Origin of the sequence: Primorskyibacter sedentarius (assembly GCF_004342065.1) — a bacterium.
GTDB lineage: Bacteria > Pseudomonadota > Alphaproteobacteria > Rhodobacterales > Rhodobacteraceae > Primorskyibacter > Primorskyibacter sedentarius.
The window spans coordinates 168,952-195,528 of the sequence record NZ_SLZU01000003.1; the positions used below are offsets into that span (position 1 = coordinate 168,952).

At 62.5% G+C, this 26,577-nt stretch carries 22 protein-coding genes; 10 read left to right on the forward strand and 12 right to left on the reverse strand.

Annotation, left to right across the window (positions count from 1 at the left end; all coding sequences use genetic code 11):
• Positions 1-70: 70 nt before the first annotated feature.
• A complete protein-coding gene (locus tag EDD52_RS07060) occupies positions 71-766 on the reverse strand; it encodes an SIMPL domain-containing protein (RefSeq protein WP_132243281.1) in 696 nt (231 codons plus the stop codon).
• Positions 767-930: 164 nt separating this feature from the next.
• On the opposite strand from EDD52_RS07060, the gene EDD52_RS07065 reads away from it, so the two are divergent.
• Positions 931-3,669, forward strand: coding sequence for a hypothetical protein (locus EDD52_RS07065; protein ID WP_132243283.1), 2,739 nt, complete (start codon positions 931-933; stop codon positions 3,667-3,669).
• A gap of 142 nt (positions 3,670-3,811) precedes the next feature.
• On the opposite strand, the gene hppD is transcribed toward EDD52_RS07065, so the two are convergent.
• Positions 3,812-4,909, reverse strand: coding sequence for a 4-hydroxyphenylpyruvate dioxygenase (gene hppD, locus EDD52_RS07070; protein ID WP_132243285.1), 1,098 nt, complete (start codon positions 4,907-4,909; stop codon positions 3,812-3,814).
• A gap of 140 nt (positions 4,910-5,049) precedes the next feature.
• On the opposite strand from hppD, the gene EDD52_RS07075 reads away from it, so the two are divergent.
• Both EDD52_RS07075 and EDD52_RS07080 read left to right on the forward strand, forming a co-directional pair.
• Positions 5,050-5,505: an Lrp/AsnC family transcriptional regulator gene (locus tag EDD52_RS07075; protein WP_132243287.1), complete on the forward strand. Its 456-nt coding sequence runs from the start codon at positions 5,050-5,052 to the stop codon at positions 5,503-5,505.
• Positions 5,506-5,593: 88 nt separating this feature from the next.
• Positions 5,594-7,474: a monovalent cation:proton antiporter-2 (CPA2) family protein gene (locus EDD52_RS07080; protein WP_132243289.1), complete on the forward strand. Its 1,881-nt coding sequence runs from the start codon at positions 5,594-5,596 to the stop codon at positions 7,472-7,474.
• 72 nt (positions 7,475-7,546) lie between these two features.
• Here the strand turns inward: EDD52_RS07080 and EDD52_RS07085 are convergent, their stop codons facing one another.
• The 5 genes from EDD52_RS07085 to EDD52_RS07105 form a co-directional block, all read right to left on the reverse strand.
• A complete protein-coding gene (locus EDD52_RS07085; protein WP_132243291.1) occupies positions 7,547-8,059 on the reverse strand; it encodes a CarD family transcriptional regulator in 513 nt (170 codons plus the stop codon).
• Positions 8,060-8,342: 283 nt separating this feature from the next.
• Entirely contained in the window at positions 8,343-8,681 is a 339-nt protein-coding gene (gene fdxA, locus EDD52_RS07090; protein ID WP_132243293.1) for a ferredoxin FdxA, read from the reverse strand.
• 51 nt (positions 8,682-8,732) lie between these two features.
• The gene (locus EDD52_RS07095; protein WP_132243295.1) at positions 8,733-9,116 is read right to left on the reverse strand and encodes an RNA-binding S4 domain-containing protein; all 384 of its coding nucleotides are present in this window, start codon (positions 9,114-9,116) and stop codon (positions 8,733-8,735) included.
• A 1-nt stretch (position 9,117) separates the two neighbouring features.
• On the reverse strand, positions 9,118-12,084 hold the full coding sequence (locus tag EDD52_RS07100) for a helicase-related protein (protein WP_132243297.1): 2,967 nt from the start codon (positions 12,082-12,084) through the stop codon (positions 9,118-9,120).
• Between the two features lie 20 nt (positions 12,085-12,104).
• Positions 12,105-12,632, reverse strand: a complete 528-nt coding sequence (locus EDD52_RS07105) for a tetratricopeptide repeat protein (RefSeq protein ID WP_243651866.1) — start codon at positions 12,630-12,632, stop codon at positions 12,105-12,107.
• A gap of 102 nt (positions 12,633-12,734) precedes the next feature.
• On the opposite strand from EDD52_RS07105, the gene EDD52_RS07110 reads away from it, so the two are divergent.
• The 6 genes from EDD52_RS07110 (at position 12,735) to EDD52_RS07135 (ending at position 19,155) form a co-directional block, all read left to right on the forward strand.
• Complete coding sequence (locus EDD52_RS07110; RefSeq protein WP_132243299.1) at positions 12,735-13,025, forward strand: SCP2 sterol-binding domain-containing protein; 291 nt, start codon at positions 12,735-12,737, stop codon at positions 13,023-13,025.
• The gene (locus tag EDD52_RS07115) at positions 13,025-13,996 is read left to right on the forward strand and encodes an alpha/beta fold hydrolase (RefSeq protein WP_132243301.1); all 972 of its coding nucleotides are present in this window, start codon (positions 13,025-13,027) and stop codon (positions 13,994-13,996) included. The genes EDD52_RS07110 and EDD52_RS07115 overlap by 1 nt, the downstream gene beginning before the upstream one ends.
• 58 nt (positions 13,997-14,054) lie before the next feature.
• Entirely contained in the window at positions 14,055-15,062 is a 1,008-nt protein-coding gene (locus tag EDD52_RS07120; RefSeq protein ID WP_132243303.1) for a ligase-associated DNA damage response exonuclease, read from the forward strand.
• Positions 15,059-16,648, forward strand: a complete 1,590-nt coding sequence (locus EDD52_RS07125) for an ATP-dependent DNA ligase (RefSeq protein ID WP_132243305.1) — start codon at positions 15,059-15,061, stop codon at positions 16,646-16,648. Before EDD52_RS07120 ends, EDD52_RS07125 begins: the two co-directional genes overlap by 4 nt.
• Positions 16,649-16,889: 241 nt before the next feature.
• The gene (locus tag EDD52_RS07130) at positions 16,890-18,704 is read left to right on the forward strand and encodes a M3 family oligoendopeptidase (RefSeq protein ID WP_132243307.1); all 1,815 of its coding nucleotides are present in this window, start codon (positions 16,890-16,892) and stop codon (positions 18,702-18,704) included.
• A gap of 94 nt (positions 18,705-18,798) precedes the next feature.
• Positions 18,799-19,155, forward strand: a complete 357-nt coding sequence (locus tag EDD52_RS07135) for a YigZ family protein (RefSeq protein ID WP_132243309.1) — start codon at positions 18,799-18,801, stop codon at positions 19,153-19,155.
• On the opposite strand, the gene EDD52_RS07140 is transcribed toward EDD52_RS07135, so the two are convergent.
• Together EDD52_RS07140 and EDD52_RS07145 are read right to left on the reverse strand one after the other, a co-directional pair.
• A complete protein-coding gene (locus EDD52_RS07140; protein WP_132243311.1) occupies positions 19,148-19,417 on the reverse strand; it encodes a DksA/TraR family C4-type zinc finger protein in 270 nt (89 codons plus the stop codon). The genes EDD52_RS07135 and EDD52_RS07140 overlap by 8 nt on opposite strands.
• Before the next feature lie 64 nt (positions 19,418-19,481).
• Positions 19,482-21,119, reverse strand: a complete 1,638-nt coding sequence (locus tag EDD52_RS07145) for a chloride channel protein (RefSeq protein WP_132243709.1) — start codon at positions 21,117-21,119, stop codon at positions 19,482-19,484.
• 123 nt (positions 21,120-21,242) lie between these two features.
• On the opposite strand from EDD52_RS07145, the gene EDD52_RS07150 reads away from it, so the two are divergent.
• Entirely contained in the window at positions 21,243-22,610 is a 1,368-nt protein-coding gene (locus EDD52_RS07150; RefSeq protein WP_132243313.1) for an FAD-binding oxidoreductase, read from the forward strand.
• A 132-nt stretch (positions 22,611-22,742) separates the two neighbouring features.
• Here the strand turns inward: EDD52_RS07150 and recN are convergent, their stop codons facing one another.
• The 3 genes from recN to lpxC form a co-directional block, all read right to left on the reverse strand.
• On the reverse strand, positions 22,743-24,392 hold the full coding sequence (gene recN / locus EDD52_RS07155) for a DNA repair protein RecN (protein ID WP_132243315.1): 1,650 nt from the start codon (positions 24,390-24,392) through the stop codon (positions 22,743-22,745).
• Between the two features lie 144 nt (positions 24,393-24,536).
• Positions 24,537-25,391: an outer membrane protein assembly factor BamD gene (locus EDD52_RS07160; RefSeq protein WP_132243317.1), complete on the reverse strand. Its 855-nt coding sequence runs from the start codon at positions 25,389-25,391 to the stop codon at positions 24,537-24,539.
• 117 nt (positions 25,392-25,508) lie between these two features.
• Positions 25,509-26,429 carry a UDP-3-O-acyl-N-acetylglucosamine deacetylase gene (lpxC, locus tag EDD52_RS07165; RefSeq protein WP_132243319.1) on the reverse strand — a complete coding sequence of 307 codons (921 nt, stop codon included), beginning with the start codon at positions 26,427-26,429 and terminating at the stop codon, positions 25,509-25,511.
• Between the last annotated feature and the right edge of the window lie 148 nt (positions 26,430-26,577).

Here is a 26,577-nt window from a genome sequence, read left to right on the forward strand (position 1 = left end):
CACCTGCAAAGGACCGCAGTCAAAAGGCGAACGGGCCGACCGCAAATAGGCGGCCGGCCCCTGCCAGGTCTTACTCGACGACTTCGTAAACGATGCGTACCTGCGCCGACACGTCCATTTCACCGGCGGCCACCGGGACCGCGCTGCGGGCCATGGACATCTCGGCCATGTAAGGCGATGGCCCGCCGCCTCCGCTCTCATCCAGCGAGATCAGCCGACCGACGCTCACACCTGCGGCAGCCGCGTATAGCTCCGCCTTTGCACGCGCATCGGCCACGGCCAGCTTGCGGGCCTCATCCATCAGCGGGCGAGGCTCCTGAAGGCCAAAGCTCAGCCCGTTCAGGCTGTTGGCCCCGTCCGACACAACCGTATCCAGAACACTGCCCAGCTGGTCGAGGTCGCGCACCCGCACAGTCACCCCGTTTGAGGCTGCATAGCCTATGATGCCGGGCTGTTCATCGGTCCCTTCGCGGTAATTCCTGCGCAGCGGATGCAGGGACAACCCCGATGTCTGGATGTCGCGGGGTTCGATCCCGGCCTCGGCCAACCGCTCCAGGATACGCTGGGTGATTTCCGACGTCATCCGAAGTGCCTCTGCCGCCTCTTTTGCCTCTGCCGCGGCCCCCAGGCTGAGTGTCGCCATGTCCGGCGCTGCCGCGACGCTGCCCTCACCTGAAACGGTGATCCGGCGCAGAACCTCTTCCTGAGCCGCTGCGGCACTGCCCGCCAGAAGCGCCAGTGCCATAATCCATGCATTCAAACGCATTCGCGTTTCTCCTTCCAGAATGGGCATTTCGAGGGCAATATTCCCTCTGCCAAGGCGCCGCTGCAACCGCTGTCTTCCGTGTCTCGGCAAAGACTCGCCCCCAAATGTGAAATGGGCTCTGCAAAGACTCCCAAACCCACCTCAGCAGTGTTAAAAATGGCGCCATGAAAACGAACTACGCTTTGCTTCTGTCGTTTGAAAGTATCACCCTGGCCCGCCGCACCATGGCTGGCTGGCTGCGCGTGGGTGACGTGGCACCCGACGCAGACGACCTCGACACCGCGCTGAAGGCGCTGCGCCGCAAGGCAGAGGCGCTCTCGTCGGATGCGAACCGCGTCAAACTGGTGATCCCCAACGAACAGATCCGCTATCTGGAATTGCCCCCGAAATCGCGCAATCCCGAAGAGCTGAACGATGATATCCGCGCGGCGCTGGACGGGGAAACCCCGTATGCGGTGGACGAACTGGTCTTTGACTGGGCAGAGCTGTCTGACGGGTCGGTGCAGGTCGCGGCGGCGGCGCGCGAAACGCTGGACGAGGCCGAAAGCTTTGCGCTGGCGCATGATTTCGTTCCGGTCTGCTTCGTGGCGGCGGCGCCGCTCGGCGCATTTCATGGAGAGGTGTTCTTTGGTCCGGCAAGCGGTGGCAAGAACGGCTCCGCCCCGTCACGCGACGCCCAGCCTGTCAGCCTGGTGCAGCCCGCCCCTGCGGCGCGCGCAGAAAACGGCGATGCGGCAAGCGTTGCCGAACCGGCCATTTCTACGCCCGATGAAACTCCCGAATCTGTCGAGGCTGTGACTGACCCTGCGGACCTCACCGTCGATGACATGGCCCAAGCCGTCGCGCCGATGGCCGAAACAGCCAGCCATCATGCGCATGACATGCAGCCCCCCGGGCTGATGGCCTCGGTCGCCGAAACACAGGCGAGTGCGCCGGAGCTTCCCAAGTTGGATACCCCGGTAAAGCCTGCGACGCCGGTTCCGAACGGCGCAGGTAATGGTGCAGCGACCAAAAGCGCACAGAATGGTGCCGCCCAGAACGGCGCCTCATTGCGTGTCGAGCCGCCCTCGGCGCGTCCTGCCGCCCAAACAAAGGGTGGCAGCATCCGCGCCAGTCGACCGGCACCCGACGCACCGCTCCCAAAGCTCGCCGGGACGCATAGCGACTCGCCCGGATCGGGCCGGGCTGCACCCTCGATCAAACCCCACGGGGTTCCCGGCGCACCGCAAGCCAAGCCCGTCGAACCGGTGCCTGACAATGCCACTGCCGCGCCGATTGCCAGCCTGCAACGCGCGCCCGATCCCGCACCCGCCCCGACAGCGGAACCGGGTACCAGCAAGGCCGGGTTCTTCAGTCGCCGCAAAAAACAACAGGCTGGTCCCGCTGCCGCCAAACGCGGCAAAGGCGCCGGAGATGCCGCGGCGACCAAAGCGGGCGCGGCAAGAGCGCAGTCCGCACAACGGGCCGTCAAGGCAGAGCCCCCCGTACAACGCGCAAAGGCTCTGGCGTCCGAGGCGGTCTTCGTCCCATCTGACGACGAGGCCGAACGGATGACGATCTTTGGCGCGCGCAAGGGCAATGAGAAGATCGGAGGCAAGCCCCGGTTCCTTGGGCTGATGCTGACCGTGGCGCTGATCCTGCTCCTTGCTGCGGTTGCCGCATGGGCCGCTGTCTTCGTGGATGACGGGCTCGCACGGTTCTTCCGCCCATCGCCCGCCCCCACGGCCGTGGCACAGTTGCCTGAACAGCCCCCGGTGGAACTCGCGGCCCCTGCCGCAGTCGAGGACGCGCCGGGTGTCGAAGTTGCGTCGCTGGCCCCCGACCTTACGGGCGAGATGGAAGAGGCCGCGATACGCAGTGACGCAGACCCGGATGTAACCCCCGCCGTCCAGTCCGAAACGCTGAGCCCGGAAGAGGCGCAGGCCACCTATGCGGCAACGGGCATCTGGCAACGCACCCCGTCAGAACCCGGCCTGCCAACAGAAGTGTCGCTGGAGGATATCTACGTCGCCTCGATCGACACTTCAGTCCAGCAATTCGATGCTGTGGCCCTGCCCGCCGTCAAGGATTACGGCACCGACTATGCGATGCTGAGCCCCGCTTCTCCTGCCGCGCCGGGGACGGAGTTCACCCTTGATGAACGCGGGCTGGTCGTGGCCACGCCGCAAGGCGCGCTGAACCCGGACGGGATCACTGTTTACGCGGGCCGACCACCGGTCGTTCCTCCCGCAAGGGCCCCCGCAGCTGAAACCGAGGCACAGCCGTCACCGGAAGAGGACGCGCAAGCCAAGGCCCTTTCCGCCAAGCGGCCCCGCACCCGTCCTGCGGATCTGGTCGAGCAAACAGAGCGTGCAACATTGGCCGGGCGTTCGCTGGCCGAACTGTCGGTCTTGCGTCCGAAACTGCGGCCTGCGGGCCTGCGCCCCGTTGAAATACCGGCCGCCAAACCGGAAACGGCACCTGAGGATGATGCAACTGCGATCACCGTCCCGAGTGCCACGAAGCAGGCTGTCAAAACCTCGGTGACGCCCGTCGTCCGCCCGCGCGATATTGCGTCCATCGTGAAGAAGGCCCGCGCGACCCCGCCCCCCGCACCGTCCAGAAGCAGCACGGCCGTGGCCACAGTCGCGCCGCGCACCGTCGCACCCAAGGTGCCGTCCTCGACCACTGTAGCACGTTCGGCGACGGTGAAGAATCAGTTGAACCTCGGCCGCGTGAACCTGATCGGTGTCTATGGAACACCCTCCAGCCGCCGTGCGCTAATACGGTTGTCCAACGGGCGATACCAGAAGGTAAAAGTCGGCGACCGGATTGACGGTGGCCGCGTCGCAGCGATCGGCGATTCCGAACTGCGCTATGTGAAAAGCGGGCGCAACGTCGTCCTGAAGATGCCGCGCGGCTAAGGCCCGCCTTTCCGACGGGACTTACCGTCGGCCAAAGCGTCCCGAGGTTCTGCACCCAGGATACTGGTCCGATCCTGTCGGTCGCGCCGCATCCCCCGCAAGACGCGCGGCCTTGCAGGGTGCGTTTTCCAAGACAGGCAACCTAGCTTGCGGTGTCGAGTTCCCCGGCTTCGATCTGCTCTCTCTCGATCGACTCGAAGAGTGCTTTGAAGTTGCCTTCGCCGAAACCGTCATCGCCCTTGCGCTGGATAAATTCAAAGAAGATCGGCCCGATCACCGTTTTGGAGAAGATCTGTAACAGGATGCGCGTCTCGCCCCCATTCACGACGCCTTCCCCATCAATCAGGATGCCGTGTTTCTTCATCCGCTCTACAGGCTCGTCATGGCCAACCACCCGGTCAAAGCTCATGTCGTAATAGGCATCGGGTGGGCCGGGCATGAATTTCAGGCCGTTCTCGGCAATCTGGTCGGTAGAGTCGTAAATGTCGTAGGCGCCAACCGCGATGTGCTGGATGCCCTCGCCTTTGTACTTCTTCAGATAGGCGACAATCTGGCCCTTCTCGTCCCGGTCTTCGTTGATGGGAATGCGGATACGCCCACATGGCGAGGTCAACGCGCGGCTGGTCAGCCCGGTATACTTGCCCGAGATGTCAAAGAACCGGATCTCACGGAAATTGAACAGGTCGCCGTAAAACCTGAACCACTTGTCCATATTTCCCTTGAAGACGTTATGCGTCAGGTGATCGAGGTAGTAGAACCCCACGCCGCGCGGCTTTGACGGCTCCAGCCATTCGAATTCCGCGTTATAGGGCGAGGTTTCGTAATACTGGTCGATGAAATAGATCAGACTGCCACCAATGCCCTTGATCGCGGGCACATCCATCGTCTTGTCATCGCCTTCATAGGGTTCCGCCCCCTTGGCAACAGCGTGGTCGAACGCGTGCTGCGCATCCACGACGCGCCACGCCATGGATGGGGCACAGGGGCCGTGTTCTTCCACGAAGCGCGCCGCGAAACTGCCCGGTTCGGCGTTGAGCACATAGGTGATATCGCCCTGCTGCCAAAGCTCGACATTCTTGCTTTTGTGCCGCGCAACCAGCGCATAGCCCATGCGGGTAAAGAGCGTGCGCAATTCCTGCGGTTCTGGATGCGCGAATTCGACGAATTCAAACCCGTCAGTCCCTGCGGGGTTTTCCTCGGTGATCGTGGATTTCGGGGCGTCATGCGGGAAAGGTCCCATGGTGCGTCTCCTGCCAAATGTCCTGTGCCATGAGTATCTATCGCGCGCCGCCCCGGAAATTTGCGCAATCACGCCTATCTAAAAGGCAATTTTCGCGTAGTATCTACAGAAATTCCTCAATTTTTGCGGAAACCGCGCATATGCTCGATTCGACCGACAAACGCCTGCTGGCCGCGCTGCAACGCAACGCCCATATGACCGCTCAGGACTTGGGGGATCACCTCAACCTGTCGCCCAGTCAGGCCGGGCGAAGACGACAAAGGCTTGAGGCCGAAGGCTATGTCACTGGCTACACGGCGCGGCTTGATCCGATGAAGGTCGGCCTGACAGTGCAGGCCTTCGTGCAGGTCCAGCTGGCCACGCATGGGCCAGAGCAAGCCCGCAATTTTGCGCGCCTCGTTGCGACCCGCCCCGAGGTCATCTCTGCCTGGACACTGACCGGCGAGGCAGACTATCTGCTGCGGGTCTATTGCGCCGATCTGCGCGACCTGAACCGCCTGATCCACGAGGTCCTGCTGCCCCATGCCGTGGTCGCGCGGGTGCAAAGCCAGATCGTCATGGATCAGGTCAAACCGGACGCGCCGCTGCCTACCTGAACCAACTGATCGCGCCGAAGCAGCCAAGGTGCCTTGTCCCCCAGGTGTCGTACCTGCAAAGTAGCACCGCACAACATCGGACCCATTCATGGAATCTTTCCTCTATCAGGCCTCAATCTACCTTGCTGCGGCCGTAATCGCCGTGCCAATCGCCGCGCGGCTGGGCCTTGGGTCGGTGCTTGGCTACCTGCTGGCCGGCATCGTGATCGGCCCGTTGCTGGGCGTGGTCGGGTCCGAAACCGAAGATCTGCAACATTTTGCGGAATTCGGCGTCGTGCTGATGCTGTTCATCATCGGGCTGGAGCTGGAGCCCCGCACGCTGTGGGACATGCGGCACAGGTTGATCGGCTTGGGCGGCTTGCAAGTGGTACTGACAACCGCGGCCGCGATGGGCGTCGCATTGGCATTGGGGCAGGATTGGCAGCCGGCCTTGGCCATTGGCATGATCTTCGCGCTGTCTTCGACCGCGATCGTGCTGCAATCGCTGTCCGAAAAGGGGCTGATGCAGACCGGCGGCGGGCGATCCGCTTTTTCCGTGCTTTTGACGCAGGATATCGCAGTGATCCCGATGCTGATCGTGCTTCCGCTTCTGGCGAGCGGGTCGGTGGTGCGGCTGGCCGAGGATGGGTCGATCGCGCGCGCTTCGGATGCTGACCACGCCGCCCATGCGTCGCTGTCGCTGGTCGAAGGCCTGCCCGGTTGGGGCGTAGCCCTTGTGACACTGGCCGCGGTCGCGTCGATCATCGTGGGAGGGATTTACCTGATCCGGCCGCTTTTTGCCTTCATCCACACGGCCCGGCTGCGCGAGATGTATACTGCCTTGGCGCTGATGATCGTGGTGGGGATCGCATTCCTGATGTCGCTGGTGGGCCTGTCGCCCGCGCTTGGTACGTTTCTGGCCGGTGTGGTTCTGGCAAACAGCGAATTCCGGCACGAACTGGAATCGGATATCGAACCGTTCAAGGGCCTGCTGCTCGGCCTCTTTTTCATCACCGTGGGCGCAGGGATCGACTTTGGCACCCTGTTCCGCGAACCGCTGCTGATTCTCGGGCTGACACTGACGCTGATCCTTGGAAAAGGGGCGATCCTTTATGTGCTTGGGCGGCTGTTCGGTCTGCGGGGGCGCAATCAATGGCTGTTCACGCTTGGACTGGCACAGGCGGGGGAATTCGGTTTTGTGCTGGTGTCCTTCTCTCTGCAACAGAATGTCCTGCCGGATATTCTGGGCGCGCGTATCCTGCTGGTCATCGCGCTCTCGATGCTGATCACCCCCCTTCTGTTCATCCTCTACGACTACATCTCTCGCAGGTTGCAGGCGGAAGGCGGCGAGCAGCCCGACGACGACGAGATCGACGAGCAAGGCCCGGTGATCATTGCGGGCATCGGACGGTTTGGGCAGATCGTGAACCGGCTGGTGCAATCCACAGGGTTCAAGACCGTCGTGCTGGACCATGACATGCAGACCATTCAGCTGATGCGGCGCTTTGGTTTCAAAGGGTTCTTTGGCGACCCCACTCGCCCGGATATCCTGCACGCGGCGGGGCTGGAAAAAGCCAGCGTTCTGGTCGTGGCGCTGGATGACCCTGAAGCCACGACAAAGCTGGTCACCTATGCGCGCACTGCCCGACCTGACTTGCACATCGTTGCGCGCGCGCGGGACCGGACCCATGTCTACAGGCTTTATCAGGCCGGTGCGAATGACATCGTGCGCGAGACCTTTGACAGCTCTCTGCGCGCGGGGCGCTACGTCCTCGAAAACGTGGGGCTCAGCGAATATGAGGCCTCAGAAGCGGAAAAGACCTTTTACGCGCATGACCGGTATTCCGTCAGAGAACTGGCCAAGGTCTGGGATCCGGATGTCGCCTCTGCCGAGAACAAGGCCTATGTCGAACGGGCTCGGGAGCTGGAAAAAGAGCTTGAGGCAGAGCTTTTGCAGATCATCGAAAAACGCAGCAGCAACGCTGCCTGAACTGGCACACACGAAAAAGCCGCGCCCCAATGACGGGACGCGGCTTTTATACTTTCTCGTCGACGTGACGGATCAGGCGGCTGCGCGCGAGACCAGAACGTCATCCACCTGCTTGGCGGCGGCCATCTCGTCACCGCCGGAAACGGCAGCGACTTCACGGGTCAGACGCTCCAGCGCGGCTTCGTAAAGCTGACGCTCGGAATAGCTCTGCTCGCGCTGATCATCGCCGCGGTGCAGGTCGCGCACGACCTCCGCGATGGCAATCAGATCGCCAGAGTTGATCTTCTGTTCGTATTCCTGCGCACGGCGCGACCACATGGCGCGCTTCACCTTGGCCTTGCCCTTGAGCGTCTTCATCGCCTGGCTGATGACATCGGGCGAGCTGAGCGAGCGCATACCGATTTCCGTCGCCTTATGCGTTGGCACCCGCAGTGTCATCTTGTCCTTTTCAAAGGAGATCACAAAGAGTTCCAAGGAGATACCGGCGATCTCCTGCTCTTCGATCGAGACGATCTGGCCGACGCCATGCGCGGGATACACCACATACTCGTTGGGACGAAACTCGGATTTCTTGCTTTTTGTCATTCAGATTTCCTCACAAGGTCGCCCTGTCTTGGGCGCAAGAAAACGGGCGGGGAACAGCAGCTATTCCCGGGACCCGTTTCGATATTGTTGTACTATTTCGCCGGATGCAGACCCGCCCGACAGATGCAGAGTGTTTGTTTCATTGCACTTAACATAGCACGAACGGCCCGCATTTCAAAGCGGGCACTCGCGGGGAACGCGAAGGAGTCAATCAGATCAGCACCTTAAGCGGCAACAATCTGATCATATTCCATCACGAATCACCCGGACGAAGCGAATCAGCTCAGCCGCCCTCGCCCGCCGCTTCCGAGAAATACTTATCCAGTTTGCCGGTCTCGCCATCGCGTTCCTCGGCTTCCGGCAGCTGGTCCTTCTTGGTGATGATGACCGGCCACATTTCGGAATACTTGCGGTTGAACTCCACCCATTTTTCCATCTCCGGCTCTGTGTCCGGCCGGATCGCATCCGCCGGGCATTCCGGCTCGCAGACGCCGCAGTCGATACACTCGTCGGGATGGATGACGAGCATGTTCTCGCCCTCGTAGAAACAATCCACCGGGCAGACCTCGACGCAGTCCGTGTATTTGCAGGCGATGCAGTTGTCGGTCACCACATAGGTCATGGGAAGCCCCTGTCTCAGAGAATTTCTGTCTAGCTAGAACAGCCGGGCCGATCAATCAAGCGCATCACGGCGGGTTTGATCCAACTTGCGACGATCCCGTTTGCTTGGCCGGCCCCCGCCGTCATAGCGCGGAACGGACGGTTTTTCTTCGCGCGGGGGCGGCGGTGGACTGAGATCCTCGTATAGTGCCTGAGCTTCGGGCGCCGGTCCCCGACGCTCGCCGGTTTCGAGAATGCGCACCACCCAGATGCGCTCCCCCTTGGCAAAGGTCAGAACATCGCCAAACCCAACATTTACGGCAGGTTTGGCGATATGTGTGCCATTCAGTCGCACCGCACCAGAGGCCACCGTCTTGGCGGCGAGGCTGCGCGTCTTGAAGAATCGCGCATGCCACAACCACTTGTCGACGCGCAGCTTTTGCGCAGGATCGCTCACCTCAGCTTTTGTCCTTCAGCCCCATCAGGGCAGCAGCAAACGGATTGTCAGGGTCGATGCGATCTTTCTTTTCAGGGCGGGACTGGTAGGTCTTGGCGCCCTCGTCACGGCGCGGTTTGCCCTTGGGGCCGCCCTTGCCGCGCGGTTTGCCTTGCTGCCTGCCGCGTCCGCCTTCACCGCCATCTGCGGATTTACCCTTGGCATTCCGCCCGCCGCCACCGTCACGACGCTGTTGCTGGCCGCGCGTGTTGTCGCGTTTGCGACCCCACGTGAACGTATAGAAAACCTCTGTCTCCGGGCCTTCGATGGCCGCATCGGCCGCCGTGCCGGTGGGCACTTCCTCTGCCGCAACTTCGGGCACAGCCGGAGTTTCTTCGGGCGAGTCGGCCGGGCTGACGGGCGCTTCGGCGATCGGGGCCACGCCGTCATCTGCGATGGCCTCGACCTGAGGGGCGATATCGGCGGGGGGGGACTCTTCAGCAGGCTCCACCGTGGTCCCTGGCGCTGCCTCTTCGGCCACGTCCATCACCGGCGTATCGGCCTCGGGCGTCTCTGCGCCTTCTGCACCGGGTACAACAGCATCGACCGGCTTGACCTTCTGGCGCTCGCCCTTGGCCGCGTTGTAGCCCAGACCCTGCATAAGGTCGGCAAATTGCTCCAGCGTCATGCCGGTGATCGACAGCATATCGGCCTTGGCCTCGAACCCGCCGCGGCTGTCTTCGGCGCGCAGCATATCTGCCAGCCGTTCCAGCATGTCGATGCGAATCGCACGCGCGCCCGCCGCCCTGTAGCCCGCGATCGTATGGTGTACCGCAGGTGTGCCGACCACGTTGGGGACTGTCACCAGACCGGGTGGCGGAGCTTCGGGGAATTCGTCCACGCCGTTGGCAAGGCTCCACAAAACAAGGCGCAGACGTGTCGGCGCGGGCTTCAGCAGCAGCGGCATGAAAATGGTAAACTGGCCGAACCGCAGCCCATGCTTGCGCAGTGCGCCGCGCGCATCCTGATCCAGCGCCTTGACCTCGTCAGCGACCTCGGCGCGGGGCAGGATACCCAGCGATTCCACCATGCGGAAGGCGAAGCCCCGTGCAAGACCAGTCAGCGCCTCGTCATTCTTGAGGTTCAGAAGCGGCTCGAACAGTGCCGCAACCTTGCGGTCAATGAAGTGCTGAAGGCGACGTTCGACCTTTTGCGCGACATCCGGACCGGCCTCGTCATCGACGAAGACCACCACGCGGGGCTTGAGTGGATCGTCAGACGCGGCCAGCTTGCCCACGGCCTGCTCGCCCCACATCAGGCCACCTTGCTCGGTGAAATCGATCTCGGTATCCGGCGCGTTGTAGAACCGGTCCGCACGCAGGTGGAAATGCGGCGCCAGAGCCTGAAGGCTCGCCGTCTTCAGCGTTTTCGCCTCCTGCCCGCTGGCATCCTTGTCCTGGCGGAAGCGGAAACCTTCCAGCCGTCCTACGAATTCACCCTCTACGGTCACTTCGCCCTTGTCGTTCACTTCGGCCAAAAGGGCCTCCTTCTGCTTCAACCGGCGCAACAGGATTGACGTCCGCCGGTCAACAAATCTTTGAGTCAGGCGCTGATGTAGCGCATCCGACAGCCCGTCTTCTACAGCCCGCGTGCGCTCCCGCCAATGGCTATTGTCATCCAGCCAGCCGTTGCGCTGCGCAACATATGTCCATGTGCGGATATATGCCAATCGTTTGGACAGCGTGTCGATATCGCCATCGGTCCGGTCGATCCGTTTGACCTGCCGTGCCATCCAGTCATCCGGCACACTCCCGCGTTGATGCAAGTGTCCGAAGATAACTTCCAAAAGCCCGGCATGTTCCGCATGACTTATCCCGCGGAAATCGGGGATCCGGCAGACATCCCACAAAAGCCGGACGGAGGCGGGATCAGAGGCACGCGCCGCGACCTCCGCGCTTTGCGCAAGCGATTTCAGCGCGCCCAGATCATCGGCCTCGCGCGCCTTGACCAGGTTTTCAACATCCGGTGACGCCTCGAGAGAGCCGACAAGCGTGGCGATGCTGGCAAAACGCAGATCCGGGTTGCGCCAGTTCAGCTTGCGCAGGGGCGTGAAGCGGTGATTGCAGATCGCCTCGACCACCTCTTCGGGCAGCGGGCTGGCCTCTCCGGTGACGCCAAAGCTGCCATTGCTCATACCGCGCCCGGCGCGGCCCGCGATCTGGGCAAGTTCGTTGGGGGCAAGCGGGCGCATCCGCCGCCCGTCAAACTTGGTCAGAGCAGAAAACGCGACATGATCGATATCGAGGTTCAGCCCCATCCCGATGGCATCGGTGGCCACAAGGTAATCCACATCACCATTCTGGTAGAGTTCTACCTGCGCGTTGCGCGTGCGCGGGCTGAGCGCGCCCATCACCACGGCTGCCCCGCCTTTCTGGCGACGGATCAGTTCGGCAATCGCATAGACATTTTCGACAGAGAACCCGACGATGGCGCTGCGCGGCTTCAGGCGGCTGATCTTCTTGGACCCCGAATAGGCAAGCTGGCTCATCCGCTCGCGGCGCATGAACTGCACGCCCGGCACCAGCTCTGCAATCGCGCCGCGCATCGTGTCAGAACCCAGGAAAAGCGTCTCGTGCAGCCCCCGCATCCGCAGCAGCCGGTCGGTAAAGACATGGCCACGCTCGGGATCGGCGCAAAGCTGGATTTCGTCAATGGCCGCAAAATCGCAGCCCATTCCATCCGGCATCGCCTCGACCGTGCAGACCCAGTATTTCGCGCGCGGCGGCACGATACGCTCTTCGCCCGTGACCAGCGCCACGACAGAGGGGCCGCGCAGGCCGACGATCTTGTCATAGACCTCGCGCGCCAACAGGCGCAGCGGCAGGCCAATCACGCCCGTCCGGTGCGCCAGCATTCTTTCAATGGCGTAATGTGTCTTGCCGGTATTGGTCGGACCCAGCACGGCCACGGTGCGGGAAGGCTCGGCCATGGGTCTTCCTTCAGTCTACTTCAGATACGCTGCCCGGTGACCTGCAGTTCCAGCCGCCCGATCGCTTCGAGAACTTCGGGATCATGCGGGTAAATGTCCAGCACCTTTCTATAGGCTGCCAGCGCCTTTGCCGGCTCACCCAGCTGTTCCAGCACCGCGCCAAGCCCCTTGATCGCCCCGAAATGCCTGGGGTTGAGCGCGAGCGTCTGCTCCAGCGCATAAACACAGGGGCCGAAAAGCTCTTGCTGGTAGTAGGCGAGGGCCAGATTGCTCCACCCTTCGGCGAAATCCGGCGCATGATCCGTCAGCGCCGTCAGATGGTCGATGGCAAGTTCGGGATTGCCAACCTCCAATGCGTCGCGCCCCCGGCGCAGCAGAAGGTCCATCGCGGCAGACCCGGATTTCGACCATTCCAGCCGGATCTCGCGGACAAGCCCGTCTGATTCTTCGGCCGACGCAGTCGCCAGTTGCGACAACAGTTCATCCGCCCGCGCGGTATCGGCCGCTGCAGGTAGGGAAATCATGACTGTGACGAGAAGTGTCGCCACGGTACATTTGAGTCTTGAAAGAATGCCGCTCATAACGACCTTGAGTGTAGCGGACGCCCGGGAAAAAGCCACCCGCGCGATTATCAACTTGAGGAGAGTCATATGAGCGAAATCACCGAAGCGGCAGTCGCTGCGCTGAACAAGCGTCTTGCGGGCGAAGGGTTCGACGGGTCTGCCCGTTTCGATATCGAGGGCGAAGGCTCCATCATCATCGACGGCAATGGCGCGCGCGCAGGCGAGGAAGAGGCGGACGTCACGCTGACCGCGGATGCAGACACGTTTCAGCAGATCCTCGAAGGCGACCTGAACCCCACAGCGGCGTTCATGTCCGGCAAGCTCGCCGTTGATGGCGATATGGGTCAGGCAATGAAACTGGGCGCGGTTCTGTCCTGATGACCCTGACCGCGGCCCCCTATTACGCAGATGTTGCAGATGGCCCGGAGGACGCGCGCGTCTTCTGGGTTCACGCAGCCGATGGCGTCAGGATACGGCTGGGCCATTGGCCCGCCAAAGGCATTTCGCAGGGCACTGTCCTGCTGATGCCGGGCCGCACCGAATATATCGAGAAATACGGCCGGACCGCCCGTGATCTGACAGAGCGCGGCCTTGACGTGCTGTGCATCGACTGGCGCGGCCAGGGGCTTGCGGATCGCTCGCTTGAAGATCCCCGGCGCGGCCATGTGATCCATTTTGATGAATACCAGGCCGATCTGGACGCCATGATGCAGGCAGCGACAGATCTGAACCTGCCCAAGCCGCTGCATATGCTGGCCCATTCCATGGGCGGCTGCATCGGGCTTCGTGGTCTTATGCGGGACCTGCCCTTCACCGGCGTGGCCTTCTCGGGGCCGATGTGGGGCATTCGCATGCGCGTCTATACCCGCCCCGCCGCATGGGCGCTAAGCTGGAGCAGCGGCAAGGTCGGTCTGGGGCACGCCTATGCGCCCGGCACCGGCGCTGGAAGCTATGTCGCCACCGAACCGTTCGAGGGCAACCTGCTGACCGGCGATATCGAGATGTTCGAATACATGCGCAGGCAGATCGTCACGCATCCGGACCTTCAACTGGGCGGCCCCAGTCTGAACTGGTTGCATGCGGCATTGTTCGAAACCCGTGCATTGGCCCGCATGGCCTCGCCACGTTATCCCTGCCTGACCTATGTGGGCAGCGACGAAAGAATCGTGGACGTGCCGCGTATCCACCAACGCATGGCCCGATGGCCGGGCGGCACATTGCGCGTGATCGATGGCGGCAGGCACGAGATGCTGATGGACAATCCCGAAATGCGCACCGCCATTGCCGATGAGATGGCCGCGCATTACCTGTCCGCCTCTGACAGCAAGGACGCGCTGCTTTCGGCCTGAGCCACATTTGCCCGACGGGATCACTGGTGCTTTGGCTCGCGCGACCTATCATCCGTTCATGGCTGAACCTGTCCTCCGTTTCACCGATCGCGGCATCTACTGCCCCGCCGGGGATTTCTACATAGACCCGTGGCGCCCGGTGGACCGCGCGCTGATCACGCATGGCCATGCCGATCATGCCCGCCCCGGCCATGCCCGCTATCTCGCGACCAAAGCCGCCGCGCCGGTTCTGCGCCACCGTCTGGGCGAGATCACGCTGGACACCATAAGGTATGGCGAGCCGCGCGTGATTGGTGGCGCCACGGTATCCTTTCACCCGGCAGGCCATGTGCCCGGCTCCGCCCAGATCCGGGTGGAGGTCGGCGGCGAGGTCTGGGTCGCCTCGGGCGATTACAAGCTGGAACAGGACGGCCTGTCCGAACCGTTCGAACCGGTGCGCTGTCACAGCTTCATCACCGAATGCACATTTGGCCTTCCGGTCTTTGCCTGGGACCCCCAGGCGCAGGTCGCGGCAGAGCTGAACGCGTGGTGGACAGACAGCATTGCCAACGGCCGCACCCCCGTTCTGGGGGCCTATTCGCTGGGCAAGGCGCAGCGCCTGCTGTCCATGCTTGACCCCGAAATCGGCCCGATTCTGACACATGGCGCGATCGAAACCACGACGCAGGTCTTGCGCGGACAAGGCTATGACCTGCCGCAAACGCATCACGTGACCCCCGACCTTGATATCAAGGAGCATCCGGGCGCGCTGGTCCTGGCGCCACCTGCTGCGCTGGGGTCCGACTGGATGCGGCGCTTCGGCCTGGTTTCGACCGGCTTTGCGTCTGGCTGGATGCGGATGCGCGGGGTGCGCAGGCGGCGCGCCTCGGACCGGGGCTTTGTCATCTCCGATCATGCCGACTGGCCCGCGCTGAACCGCGCGATTGCCGAGACGGGCGCAGAGAATATCTATGCCACGCACGGGTATACAGAGATCTTCGCCCGCTGGCTGCGCGAAGACGGATATAACGCGCAGGTGGTGCCCACCGAATTCGGCAGTGATGACGAAGAGGACAGCGCCGCATGAAATCCTTCGCCGCCCTTTTCAACGCCATCGATCGCACCACCCGCACCAAGGAAAAGACGGCAGCGCTGACCAGCTATCTGCGCGACGTGCCGGATGTCGAAAAGCTGTGGACCGTGGCGCTTTTCACCGGCCGCCGCCCGCGCCGCGCCGTGACCACGACGCAGCTGCGCGAATGGGCCGCCGAACGTGCGGGCCTGCCGCTCTGGCTGCTGGAGGAAAGCTATCCCATCGTGGGTGATCTGGCAGAGACGATTGCGCTGGTTCTGCCCCCGCCCAAACGCCCTGCCGATCTGCCTTTGTCGCATTGGATCACCCGGTTGCAGCGCCTGCATGACCTGCCGCCAGAGGCGCGCAAGGATCAGATCCTTGACGCATGGGACCAGTTGGACGCAACCGAAAGGCTGCTCTTCAACAAGCTGATCACCGGCGGGTTTCGTATTGGTGTCAGCCAAAAGCTGATGACCCGCGCCATTGCCGCGGCAACAGAGCGCGACGAGGCAGAGATCGCCCTGCGCCTGATGGGCAAGTGGCGCGCCGACACCACAACATGGCACGCGCTGATCGAGGCCGACGATCCGCAGGCCGATGCCTCGCGCCCCTACCCGTTCTACCTTGCTTACCAGTTGGATGACGCGCCCGAGGATCTGGGCGATCCGGGCGATTGGCAGGCCGAATGGAAATGGGACGGCATTCGGGGGCAGCTGGTGCTGCGCGGTGGCACGCATCACCTCTGGTCGCGCGGCGAAGAGCTGATGACCGACCGTTTTCCGGAATTCGCCCGCGCGCTGGATTTCCTGCCGGGTGGCACCGTGCTGGATGGCGAGGTTCTGGCCTGGGATGACGGCCCCCTGCCCTTTTCCACGCTGCAAAAGAGGATCGGCCGCAAGACCGTACCGAAAAAGCTGCTGGCCGAAGCGCCCGTCGTGCTCGTGGCCTATGATCTGCTGGAACATGACGGGCAGGATTTCAGGGCAGAACCGCTGGCGACACGCCGCGCGCAGCTGGAGGCTCTTCTGGGCCAAACCCCGCCCGAGGCGCCCCTGCGCCTGTCCCCGCCCATCAACTTTGCCAACTGGCAGGCACTGGCCGACACGCGCGCCACCGCCCGCGAGGCGCGCGCCGAAGGGGTGATGTTGAAACGGCTGGACAGCCCCTACCTGTCGGGGCGCAAGAAGGGCGATTGGTGGAAATGGAAGCTTGACCCGCTCACGATCGACGCGGTGATGATCTATGCGCAGCAGGGCAGCGGCCGCCGCGCCAACCTGTTCACAGATTTCACATTTGCGGTCTGGAACGGCAACGAGCTTGTGCCCTTCACCAAGGCCTATTCCGGGCTCACGGACGAAGAGTTTCGCAAGATCACCGCCTGGGTCCGCAAGAACACCCAGCAGAAATTCGGCCCTGTCCGGCAGGTCAAATCCCATCATGTGTTCGAGATTGCCTTTGAGGGTATCCATGCCAGCCCGCGCCATAAATCCGGCATCGCCTTGCGGTTCCCCCGCATGTCGCGCTGGCGCCACGACAAACCCCTGTCAGAGGCAAACTCGCTGGACGATCTGAAGGCGCTTCTGGCCACATATGGCTGAGATCGGCGTTCATCCGGAGAACCCGGTTTTCATGGACGTGACTGTCCGTCCCGTCGCGCTCTGCGGAAATCGCAAAGGTTTCGCACTCGACGCCGCCAACACACGCCCAAACGACGTCACTCAATGGGCCACAACAGCTTTCTCACGCGTCTTGCGTAACGCCCCCCTTTTGTCCGCGCCCCCTTGCACCTATGTGGGATCTGACCTTACCTGCCAGTCAGCATAGACCTAGGAGAGATACATGACCGTCCGCCCCGTATTCGACGCCAATGCAACCGCTGGCGGCAAGGACCTTGGCAACCTGCCGGATTGGGACCTGACGGATCTTTACACCGCGCCCGACGCGCCCGAGATCAAGCGCGACCTCGATTGGCTGGAACAGGCCTGCGCCAGCTTCGCTGCCGATTACGAAGGCAAACTGGCCACGCTCGATGCAGAGGAATTCCTCAATTGCGTGCTGCGCAATGAAAAGATCGACACCACCGCCGGGCGGCTGATGAGCTATGCGGGCCTGCGCTACTACCAGCTGACCACCGATGCCGAGCGGGCCAAGTTCCTGTCCGACCTGCAGGAAAAAGTCGTCAACTATTCTACCCCGCTGGTATTCTTCACGCTGGAGCTGAACCGGCTGGACGATGGCCATCTCGACAAGCTTTTCGAGGCCAACGACGATCTGGCCCGCTACAAGCCTGTCTTCGACCGCATCCGCGCGATGAAACCCTACCAGCTGTCCGACGAGCTGGAAAAATTCCTGCATGATCTGGGCGTCGTGGGCGATGCGTGGGAACGGCTGTTCGATGAAACCATTGCCGGGCTGGAATTCGAAATCGACGGCGATGCGCTGAATATCGAAAGCACGCTGAACCTGCTGACCGAGCAGGATCGGTCCAAACGCGAAGCAGCGGCGCGCGAACTGGCCCGCGTGTTTGCCGACAACATCAAGACCTTCGCGCGCGTCCACAACACCCAGGCCAAAGAGAAGGAAATCCTTGATCGCTGGCGCGGGATGCCCACGGCGCAGACTGGTCGGCACCTGTCCAACCATGTCGAGCCAGAGGTGGTCGAGGCCCTGCGCAATGCCGTGGTCGCGGCCTATCCGCGCCTGTCGCACCGGTATTACGAGCTCAAGCGCAAGTGGCTTGGGCTGGACGTCATGCAGGTCTGGGACCGCAACGCGCCCCTGCCGATGGAAGAAACCCGCACCGTTGGCTGGGACGACGCCCGCGAAATGGTGATGAGCGCCTATGCCGGGTTCGATCCGCGCATGGCCGACATCGCAGAACCCTTCTTTGACAAGGGCTGGATCGACGCGGGCGTGAAGCCGGGCAAGGCGCCGGGCGCGTTCGCGCATCCCACCGTGACGGATGTGCACCCTTATGTGATGCTCAACTACCTTGGCAAACCGCGCGACGTGATGACGCTGGCGCATGAGCTTGGCCACGGCGTGCATCAGGTGCTGGCGGCGGGTCAGGGCGAAATGCTGTCCTCCACCCCGCTGACGCTGGCCGAAACCGCAAGCGTCTTCGGCGAGATGCTGACTTTCCGCCGGATGCTCGACAAGGCCGAAACGCCCGCCGAACGCAAGATCCTGCTGGCCGGCAAGGTCGAGGACATGATCAACACGGTCGTGCGCCAGATCGCGTTCTACGACTTCGAATGCAAACTGCACGAGGCGCGGCGCGGCGGTGAACTGACGCCCGACGACATCAACGCGCTGTGGATGTCCGTACAGGCGCAGTCACTCGGCGAAGCCTTTGACTTCATGGAAGGCTACGAAACCTTCTGGGCCTATATCCCGCATTTCGTGCATTCGCCCTTTTACGTTTACGCCTATGCCTTCGGCGACGGGCTGGTAAACGCGCTCTATGCCGTCTACGAGGAAAACCCTGAAGGCTTTCAGGAAAAGTATTTCGACATGCTCAAAGCGGGCGGGTCAAAGCACCACAAAGAGCTTCTGGCCCCCTTCGGCCTCGACGCCTCCGACCCCGCTTTCTGGGACAAGGGTCTAAGCATGATCGAAAGCTTCATCGATGAACTGGAAGCGATGGAAAGTTGAGCGTATCGGGGCGGGCATTGCTATCTGCGACGCCCGCTCTGTCGGCCGGTCATCTTCTCTCACCCAAGCGGCTTACCGCTGCTAAAACAATCTGATGCTGATACTTGAAAACATCCTCAACGACCGCGGATCGAAATACGCGGTCTCCGGTGGTGCATGCACGTCAGAGACTGAGGCAAAAGCCTTTATCAAAGACCTGTGCCGCCAAAAGAAGTTCGCCAAGGCGACCCATAACAGCTGGGGATTGCTGACCGGCTCTGGCCCGGTCAAAGGCGACGATGGCGAAAGCGGCGCAGGTAATGTGATCCTGCGGATGCTGGAACGGGACGGCATTCAGGATCACATCATCGTCGTGACCCGTTGGTACGGGGGCAAGCATCTGGGCGGTGACCGGTTTCGACATGTGCAAACAGCCGTCCGTGCCTATCTGGACGAGGCCAGGCTTACTTGAGCTGGCTGTCCTTTGACCCGCGCCGGTTCATGCCGCCGCGTGCTTTGAAAGCGCCATCGCGTTCCTGCTGACAGTCGATACACAGCTTGACGCCCGGAATTGCCTGGCGACGCGCCGGGGGAATTTCTTCCTCGCATTCGGCACAGTATTTCAGGCTCTCGCCCGTAGGGGCACGCCGCGCCTTCAGCCGTGCCAGCTCGTCATTGATCGAGGCTTCGATCTGTTCGCCTACCGCGCCGTCGCGCGCCCATCCTCCGGCCATGCCATCCTCCGTCAGTTATCTGGTAGATAGATAGGTTCAGATTGGCCTGTGAACAGGGCTGGCCTCAGCTGTGTTCCTCAGCCGCCGTCGCGGCCAGCGCCCGGTTATAGGCTTTCAGCGCATCGACATGGTAAAGCGCGCCTTGCAGGATCGGAACCTCGTCCACCATCTTTACCACCGGCAGGAAAGCCACGCCCGATTTGTCGAAAACCGGCAAGGCGGTTTCCAGCGTTGCGTTGGTTGGAACGAAAAGCCCCTGCGCGATCATCTCGTGGCAGGCATCTTCCTCGGCGGCGTCTTCGTCCATGACAGGCCGCATCACACCGGTCACGCGGAACATCGCCAGCAGGTAGGTCTGCGGACCTGCGGCCAGCCGCACATTTCGCCGTTCCAGCTGCGTCAGGAAAAACGACCGGTTGACCAGCCGCGAGGCCAGCGCGGTGGACAGCGATACCGACACCATCACCGCCAGCCCCGTTTGCCAGTCCCCGGTCAGTTCGAACACGATCAGCGTGGTCGAGATTGGCGCGCCCAGAACAGCCGCCGCGACCGCCCCCATGCCCGCCAGCGCATAAAGCGTTCCAGCACCCGAGCTGTCGGGGAACATGCCCGTGGCGATGGTTCCAAATGCCAGCCCGGTCAGCGCGCCCACCATCAAAGATGGCGAAAAGATGCCCCCGCCCATGCGCCCGGCAAGCGTGATCGCAACTGCCGCAACCTTGAGCATGGCAAAGACGATGGCCTCGTGAAGCACGAGTTGCCCAGTCAGCGCCATGCTGGTCGTTTCGTACCCGACGCCGATGATATGGGGGAACGGGATCGCAATCATGCCAAGCAGCAGCCCGGCCAGTGCCGGACGCGCCCATTGCGGAAGACCGGTGCGCCGTTGAAGACGGTTCTCGACATCATCGGCAAAGAAGACAGCCCGCATCATCACCACGGCCACCAATCCGCAGACGAGGCCAAGCACAAGGAAGGCGGGCAGTTCGAGATAGAATTCCAGCGTCGTGGTGCCGGGCAGGCGAAACTCTGTCACATCACCGAATGCCAGCCGGTTGATCACCGTCCCTGCGGCGCTGGCCACGACGATCGGCGCAAAAGCGTGCAAGGCGAAATGGCGCAACACCACTTCGAGGGCGAAGAGCGCACCGGCGATTGGCGCGTTGAAACTGGCCGACACGGCCGCCGCCACTGCGCATCCCAACAGGTCGCGCCCGGTAATGCCATCCGCACGGATCAGGTTGCTGACCCAGCTGGAAATCATCGCGGCGATGTGAACGACAGGCCCCTCGCGGCCCGAAGAGCCCCCCATCGACAAGGTGATCAGCGACGCCAGAGCCGAGACAAGGCCCGCCTTCTTTTCGACACGCCCGTCATTGATGGCGGCGCCTTCGATCACGTCGGCCACGGCGCGAACCCGGTTGTCCGGGGTAAACCAGTGCAGCAACGCCCCAACGGCCAGCCCGCCCGCAACAGGCACCAGCAGGACGACATACCAGGGCAGCGTCTCGGCAAAGCTGTGCAGCCGGTTCACATCAGGGCTACCGTAGAAGAACGCTTGCAGCACCTCGATCGCGCGGCGAAAGACAAGCGCCGCGAACCCTGCCGCTGTTCCAATGGCAAGCGCGATGAACCAGAACTGGATCTGGCTGGGGCCACGATGGCGCAGCAATTGCCAGCCACGGTCGAAGAGCCGGGCCATATCCACCAGGTGTCTGCGCAGCACCGTCAGGCCCCCTTCCTTCACTTCCCCCGCGCCGCTTCCCGCTTTCCCCATGTCCCGCTACGGGATAGGATGCGTGCTCTGCCCTACGGAGTGCCTTTGATGACTATCCCCGCTGCGCTGGACGCGCTTGAAACCTTCCTAGGCCAACGGCTCAGCCGGTCCAAGTCCGATCTGGCGCTGCATGCCCGGTCAGAGACGCATTTTCCCGAAATGCCGCCCGATGCCGTGGCTTATCCCGAGTCCACCGAAGAGGTCAGCCGGATCATGAAGCTCTGTGCGGAGCATGGTTGCCCGGTAATTGCCTGGGGGGTCGGCACGTCTTTGGAAGGGCACACCGCGGCGGTTGAGGGTGGGATTTGTCTGGACATGAGCCGGATGAACCGGGTGCTGGAAATTCAGGCCGCTGATATGGATGTGCGGGTTCAGCCCGGCGTGACCCGGGAGGCGTTGAACGAAGAGCTGCGCGCCACCGGCCTGTTCTTCCCGATCGATCCGGGCGCGAACGCCACGCTTGGCGGGATGGCCGCGACCCGGGCCAGCGGCACGACCGCCGTGCGGTATGGCACCATGCGCGACAATATTCTGGGACTGGAAGTTGTGCTGGCAGATGGGCGGGTGATCCGCACCGGCACGCGTGCGCGCAAATCCAGCGCGGGCTATGACCTGACCGCCCTGTTCATCGGATCCGAGGGCACGCTTGGCATCATAACCGAGATCACGCTGCGGCTGCATGGCCAGCCAGAGGCGATCTCTGCCGGGGTCTGTGCCTTTGAGAGCTTTCAAGGAGCGGTGGAGGCGGTGATCGAGACGATCCAGATGGGTCTTCCCATGGCACGGATCGAATTTCTGGACGAGGCAAGCGCCATCGCGGTGAACGACTATGCCGGGATGGTCTTTCCGGAAAAACCGCATCTGCTTTTTGAATTGCATGGCAGCCCCGAAAGCGTGGCCGAGGATGCCGCGCGTTTTGGTGAAATCGTGACCGATCACGGCGGCAGCGGGTTTGAATGGTCCGACAGGGCAGAGGATCGCAAGGCGCTGTGGGCAATGCGTCACAACGCGTTTTATGCGATCAAGGCGCTTCGTCCCGGCGCGCTGACATTGGTGACGGATATTTGCGTTCCGATCTCGCGGCTCGCACAGGCGGTGGAGGAAACCCGTGAGGACATCCTCGCCTCCGGCCTGCCCGGGCCGATCCTGGGACATGTGGGTGACGGCAATTTCCACGCAGCCCTTCTGATCGACCCCGCGAACCCGTCAGAGATGGAAACGGCCAAGGCGCTTTCCCATCGCATGGTCGAAAGGTCGCTGGCTCTTGGTGGCACCGCCACTGGTGAGCACGGCGTCGGTCTGGGCAAACGCGCCTACATGGCCAGCGAACATGGCGATGGCTGGGAGGTGATGGGGCAGCTCAAGAATGCTCTGGACCCGGCGGGCATTCTGAACCCGGGGAAACTCGTTCCCTGAGATCACGGGCCTGACCCCATTTGTGCGCCTGACGGCGCGCAGGCTTGTTTGTTGGCAAGGGGCCTGCAGCCCCCTCTTGGCCTTGCGGCCAATTCACCCCTCGCACGCCCGGCCGAGAGCGGCGGGATGAGTTCAGGCCTTGAGAAGGGCCCGCGCCGCTGCACGCGCCTCTTGGGTGATCGTGTCACCGGCAAGCATCCGCGCGAGTTCATCAACCCGGTCCGTCGGCGCGAGCGGTGTCACGGTCGAGGTTGTCATACCGTCCTGAACCTGTTTTTCCACCCGCCAGTGATGTGCCCCGAGAGCTGCCACCTGTGGCGAATGCGTCACGACGAGCACCTGACCGTCATCCGCGAGAGCAGCAAGTCTGCGCCCGACAGCATCGGCCGTTGCCCCCCCGACACCACGGTCGATTTCGTCGAAGATCATCGTGATCCCGGTCTGGTGCTGGCTAAGGCAGACCTTGAGCGCCAGAAGAAAGCGGCTGAGCTCGCCTCCCGACGCGATCTTGTTGAGCGGCCCTGATGGCGCGCCCGGATTGGTGGCCACGGTGAAGGCAACCGTATCGCGCCCCTCTGGCCCCGCTGGGCCCGGCGTGATCATTGTGGAAAAGACGGCGCGCTCCATTTTCAGGGGCGCAAGTTCAGCGGACACGGCCGTATCGAGGGATGTCGCATGGTGGTGGCGCGCCTCGGTCAGCTTCGTCGCGGCGGCATCATAGGCGGCCTGCGCCGCAGAGGCCTCCTTGCGGAGCGCCGCGAGCCCGGCATCGCCCGCATCAAGTGCGGCCAAACGATCCGACAGCGTGCGCGCCAGATCCGAAAGACCATCCGGCGCCATCTGGTGCTTGCGGGCGGCAGCGCGGATCGCAAAGAGCCGCTCTTCGGTTTCTTCCAGCTCGCGCGGGTCAAAGCTCAGGGCAGCCAGCGTGTCCTCGACGCCTTGCACCGCTTCTCCCAGCTCGACCATCGCGCGCTCCAGCGCGGAGACGGCCCCGTCCAGCTTGCCATCCATCCGATCGACAACGCCGTCGATCCAGCGCATCGCGTCCCCCATCGCGCCTTCCGCCCCCTCCAAGCCAAGGGCCGTCAGGGCACGGGCCACGTCCTCACGGGTACGCTCTGCCCCCTGCATCAGTCGGCGGCGCGCATCCAGTTCCGCTTCTTCGCCCGGCTGCGGATCCAATTTGTCCAGTTCCGCAACCGAATGGCGCAGGAAATCCTCTTCGGCGCGCATATCAGCAAGCCTCTGCTCGGCCTGACTGACCGCCTTGCCCGCCTGCGAGGCCGCACGCCATGCCACGCGCACCTCCTCCAGCATCGGAGCAAGCCCACCGAATTCATCCAGCAGCGCCCGGTGCACGCGCGGGTCAAGCAGCCCCTTGTCATCCTGCTGCCCGTGTAGCTCGACAAGCGTGTCCGACAGCGCCCGCAAAACCTCGCCCGAGGCTCTGCGATCATTGACCCAAGCCGTCTTGCGCCCATCCGGCGTGTTGACCCGGCGCAGGATCAGCTCATCGCCTTCTGGCAAACCTGCCTCGCGCAGGACCAGGCGCGCGGCGTGGTCCGGGGACAGATCGAACACCGCGACAACCTCACCCTGCGCTGCCCCCGCCCGCACCAGTTCTGCACGGCCACGCCACCCAAGAACGAAGCCCAGGGAGTCCAGCAGGATGGATTTGCCCGCGCCGGTCTCACCCGTCAAAACGTTGAGACCCGGCTGAAAGGCAAGCTCCAGCCGGTCAATGATCAGCATGTCGCGGATTTCAAGCGCGCGAAGCATCGGCTAGCTGCGCTCCAAGGCCGGTGTCAGTCCGGCTCCCTTGTCGACACCACTCGCCAAACGCGCGCCGAACCGGGGCGGTGCCGCCCGCGGGATGGCGGGCGGGGCGTCGCCTTTGGCGCGCGTCGTCCCGGCATCCATGGATTACAACCACTGGCCCTTGACCATCTGGCGATAAATTTGCGCCAGCCAGCTGTCACCCGCCGCCTTCAGCTCCAACCCACGCCCGGTCAACAATTTATAGCTGTCCTCGTACCAGTCGGTGGACTGATAGTTATACCCCAGGATCGCGCCAGCCGTCTGCGCTTCCTCGACAAGACCAAGCGAAAGATACGCCTCAACCAACCGGTGTAACGCCTCGGCCGTATGAGTCGTGGTCTGGAAATCCTCGACGACCACCCGGAACCGGTTGATCGCAGCGGGAAAATGATCGCGACGCAGATAATAGCGACCGATCTCCATTTCCTTACCCGCCAGATGATCAAAGGCCAGGTCAAATTTCAGGATCGACGACCGGGCATATTCGCTGTCGGGATACCGCTCGATCACGGTCCGCAGGCTTTGCAAGGCCTGGAACGTAAGGCCCTGATCGCGGCCCACCTCCTCGATCTGGTCATAATAGCTCAGCGCCAGAAGATATTGCGCATAGGCCGCATCTTCATCCGTAGGATAGAAATCGATATAGCGCTGCGCCGCAGATCTGCTGTTCTCGTAATCCTTGTCCTTGTGATAGGAAAAGGCCTGCATGATCAGTGACCGCTTCGCCCAGTCGGAATACGGGTAAAGACGCTCGATCTCTGAAAAATAGAACGCGGCATCGTCCGGCCTTTCCCGGCTCAGTTCAAACTCGCCGCGTTCGAAAATTTGTTCGGCAGTATAGCTCTCAAGGGGTTCCCCTCCTTGACGCCCCGGCGATTGCTGCAAGATGCCGCAACCGGAAATTACTGCCGTAACAAGCAATGCTGCGACCACCCCAGTACGCGATCCGACGCCTGCCATGCTTGCTCTTCCTCGTTCGACCTCGTGGGCATGCCCACCTACATGCCCCGGTCCTAGCATAGAAAATTCCGGTGCAAAACGCCTTTGCATCAATTCCTTTCGAGGATGTGATGGACGTCAGGCGACAGCGGGAATTTCGTGCCGCTCAACACCGGATCCCGGCAGGCGTGCATAGGTCGCCGGGTTACACGACGTCATGCGCACCGCACCGGGTGTCGAGAACAGCGCGTGCAGCAGGCTGTTGGTCATCGCATGACCCGCCCGAAAGCCGGTATAGCGCCCAAGGATCGGTGCCCCGGCAAGAGCCAGATCGCCAAGTGCATCAAGCATCTTGTGCCGCACCGCCTCATCCGCATGACGGAAGCCACCGGGGCTCAGAACGTCAGCACCATCGACGACGACGGCGTTTTCCAGCGTGCCGCCAAGGGCCAGTCCGTTGGCATGCATCATGTCCACATCCGCCTTGCGGCAAAACGTCCGGCTGTCACACAGCTCCCGGACAAAGGCGCCATTCGCCATGTCCAGCGTCATTTCCTGCTCGCCAATCGCCTCATCGGCAAAATCGATGTGAAAATCGATGACAAGCCTGTCTGCGGGTTCCAGCCGGGCCCAGCCGCTTTGCGTGCGCACTTCGACCGTTTTCAGAATTTCCAACGCACGCACCGGCGCATATTGTTCACGCGTACCGCGCGACAGGATACCCTTCACGAAGGGCTGCGCGCTACCATCAAGGATCGGGACTTCGGGCCCGTCAATCTCTACTAATGCGTTATGGATGCCGCACCCTGCCAGCGCCGCCATCACATGCTCGATCGTGGAAACGGACACACCGGCGCCGTTGACGATGCGGGTACACAGCGGCGACTGTTCCACAACATCCCAACGCGCCGGGATCAGAGTGTCACCCAGACTGATGTCGGTCCGCTTGAACCAGATGCCATGCTCTGCGCTTGCCGGGCGCAGCGTCAGGCGCGCGGGCTTGCCGGAATGCAGGCCCACACCTTCGAAACTAACTGCTGATCTCAAAGTCGTCTGCACGACAAACCCCCGGATTAGGATGCAAGACACGGGTCGCCCGGTCCGCCTTGAACCCTGAGATAGAGCTTGGGGAGAGCACGCTCAAATCAAACTTTGCAACGCTCTGAAACATGGCCGTAATCATTTGGGCGGGAACTCGCCGCAACTG

Bases quoted from the DNA above. Each gene is read 5' to 3' on its own strand.
- EDD52_RS07120 (WP_132243303.1), top strand. From the start codon at position 14,055: ATGGCTGAACCTGTCCTCCGTTTCACCGATCGCGGCATCTACTGCCCC.
- EDD52_RS07075 (WP_132243287.1), top strand. From the start codon at position 5,050: ATGCTCGATTCGACCGACAAACGCCTGCTGGCCGCGCTGCAACGCAAC.
- EDD52_RS07080 (WP_132243289.1), top strand. From the start codon at position 5,594: ATGGAATCTTTCCTCTATCAGGCCTCAATCTACCTTGCTGCGGCCGTA.
- EDD52_RS07065 (WP_132243283.1), top strand. From the start codon at position 931: ATGAAAACGAACTACGCTTTGCTTCTGTCGTTTGAAAGTATCACCCTG.
- EDD52_RS07145 (WP_132243709.1), bottom strand. From the start codon at position 21,119: ATGGCCCGGCTCTTCGACCGTGGCTGGCAATTGCTGCGCCATCGTGGC.
- EDD52_RS07100 (WP_132243297.1), bottom strand. From the start codon at position 12,084: ATGGCCGAGCCTTCCCGCACCGTGGCCGTGCTGGGTCCGACCAATACC.
- EDD52_RS07125 (WP_132243305.1), top strand. From the start codon at position 15,059: ATGAAATCCTTCGCCGCCCTTTTCAACGCCATCGATCGCACCACCCGC.
- recN (WP_132243315.1), bottom strand. From the start codon at position 24,392: ATGCTTCGCGCGCTTGAAATCCGCGACATGCTGATCATTGACCGGCTG.
- EDD52_RS07060 (WP_132243281.1), bottom strand. From the start codon at position 766: ATGCGTTTGAATGCATGGATTATGGCACTGGCGCTTCTGGCGGGCAGT.
- EDD52_RS07110 (WP_132243299.1), top strand. From the start codon at position 12,735: ATGAGCGAAATCACCGAAGCGGCAGTCGCTGCGCTGAACAAGCGTCTT.
- EDD52_RS07140 (WP_132243311.1), bottom strand. From the start codon at position 19,417: ATGGCCGGAGGATGGGCGCGCGACGGCGCGGTAGGCGAACAGATCGAA.
- EDD52_RS07150 (WP_132243313.1), top strand. From the start codon at position 21,243: ATGACTATCCCCGCTGCGCTGGACGCGCTTGAAACCTTCCTAGGCCAA.
- EDD52_RS07115 (WP_132243301.1), top strand. From the start codon at position 13,025: ATGACCCTGACCGCGGCCCCCTATTACGCAGATGTTGCAGATGGCCCG.
- EDD52_RS07160 (WP_132243317.1), bottom strand. From the start codon at position 25,391: ATGGCAGGCGTCGGATCGCGTACTGGGGTGGTCGCAGCATTGCTTGTT.
- EDD52_RS07085 (WP_132243291.1), bottom strand. From the start codon at position 8,059: ATGACAAAAAGCAAGAAATCCGAGTTTCGTCCCAACGAGTATGTGGTG.
- hppD (WP_132243285.1), bottom strand. From the start codon at position 4,909: ATGGGACCTTTCCCGCATGACGCCCCGAAATCCACGATCACCGAGGAA.
- EDD52_RS07135 (WP_132243309.1), top strand. From the start codon at position 18,799: ATGCTGATACTTGAAAACATCCTCAACGACCGCGGATCGAAATACGCG.
- fdxA (WP_132243293.1), bottom strand. From the start codon at position 8,681: ATGACCTATGTGGTGACCGACAACTGCATCGCCTGCAAATACACGGAC.
- EDD52_RS07130 (WP_132243307.1), top strand. From the start codon at position 16,890: ATGACCGTCCGCCCCGTATTCGACGCCAATGCAACCGCTGGCGGCAAG.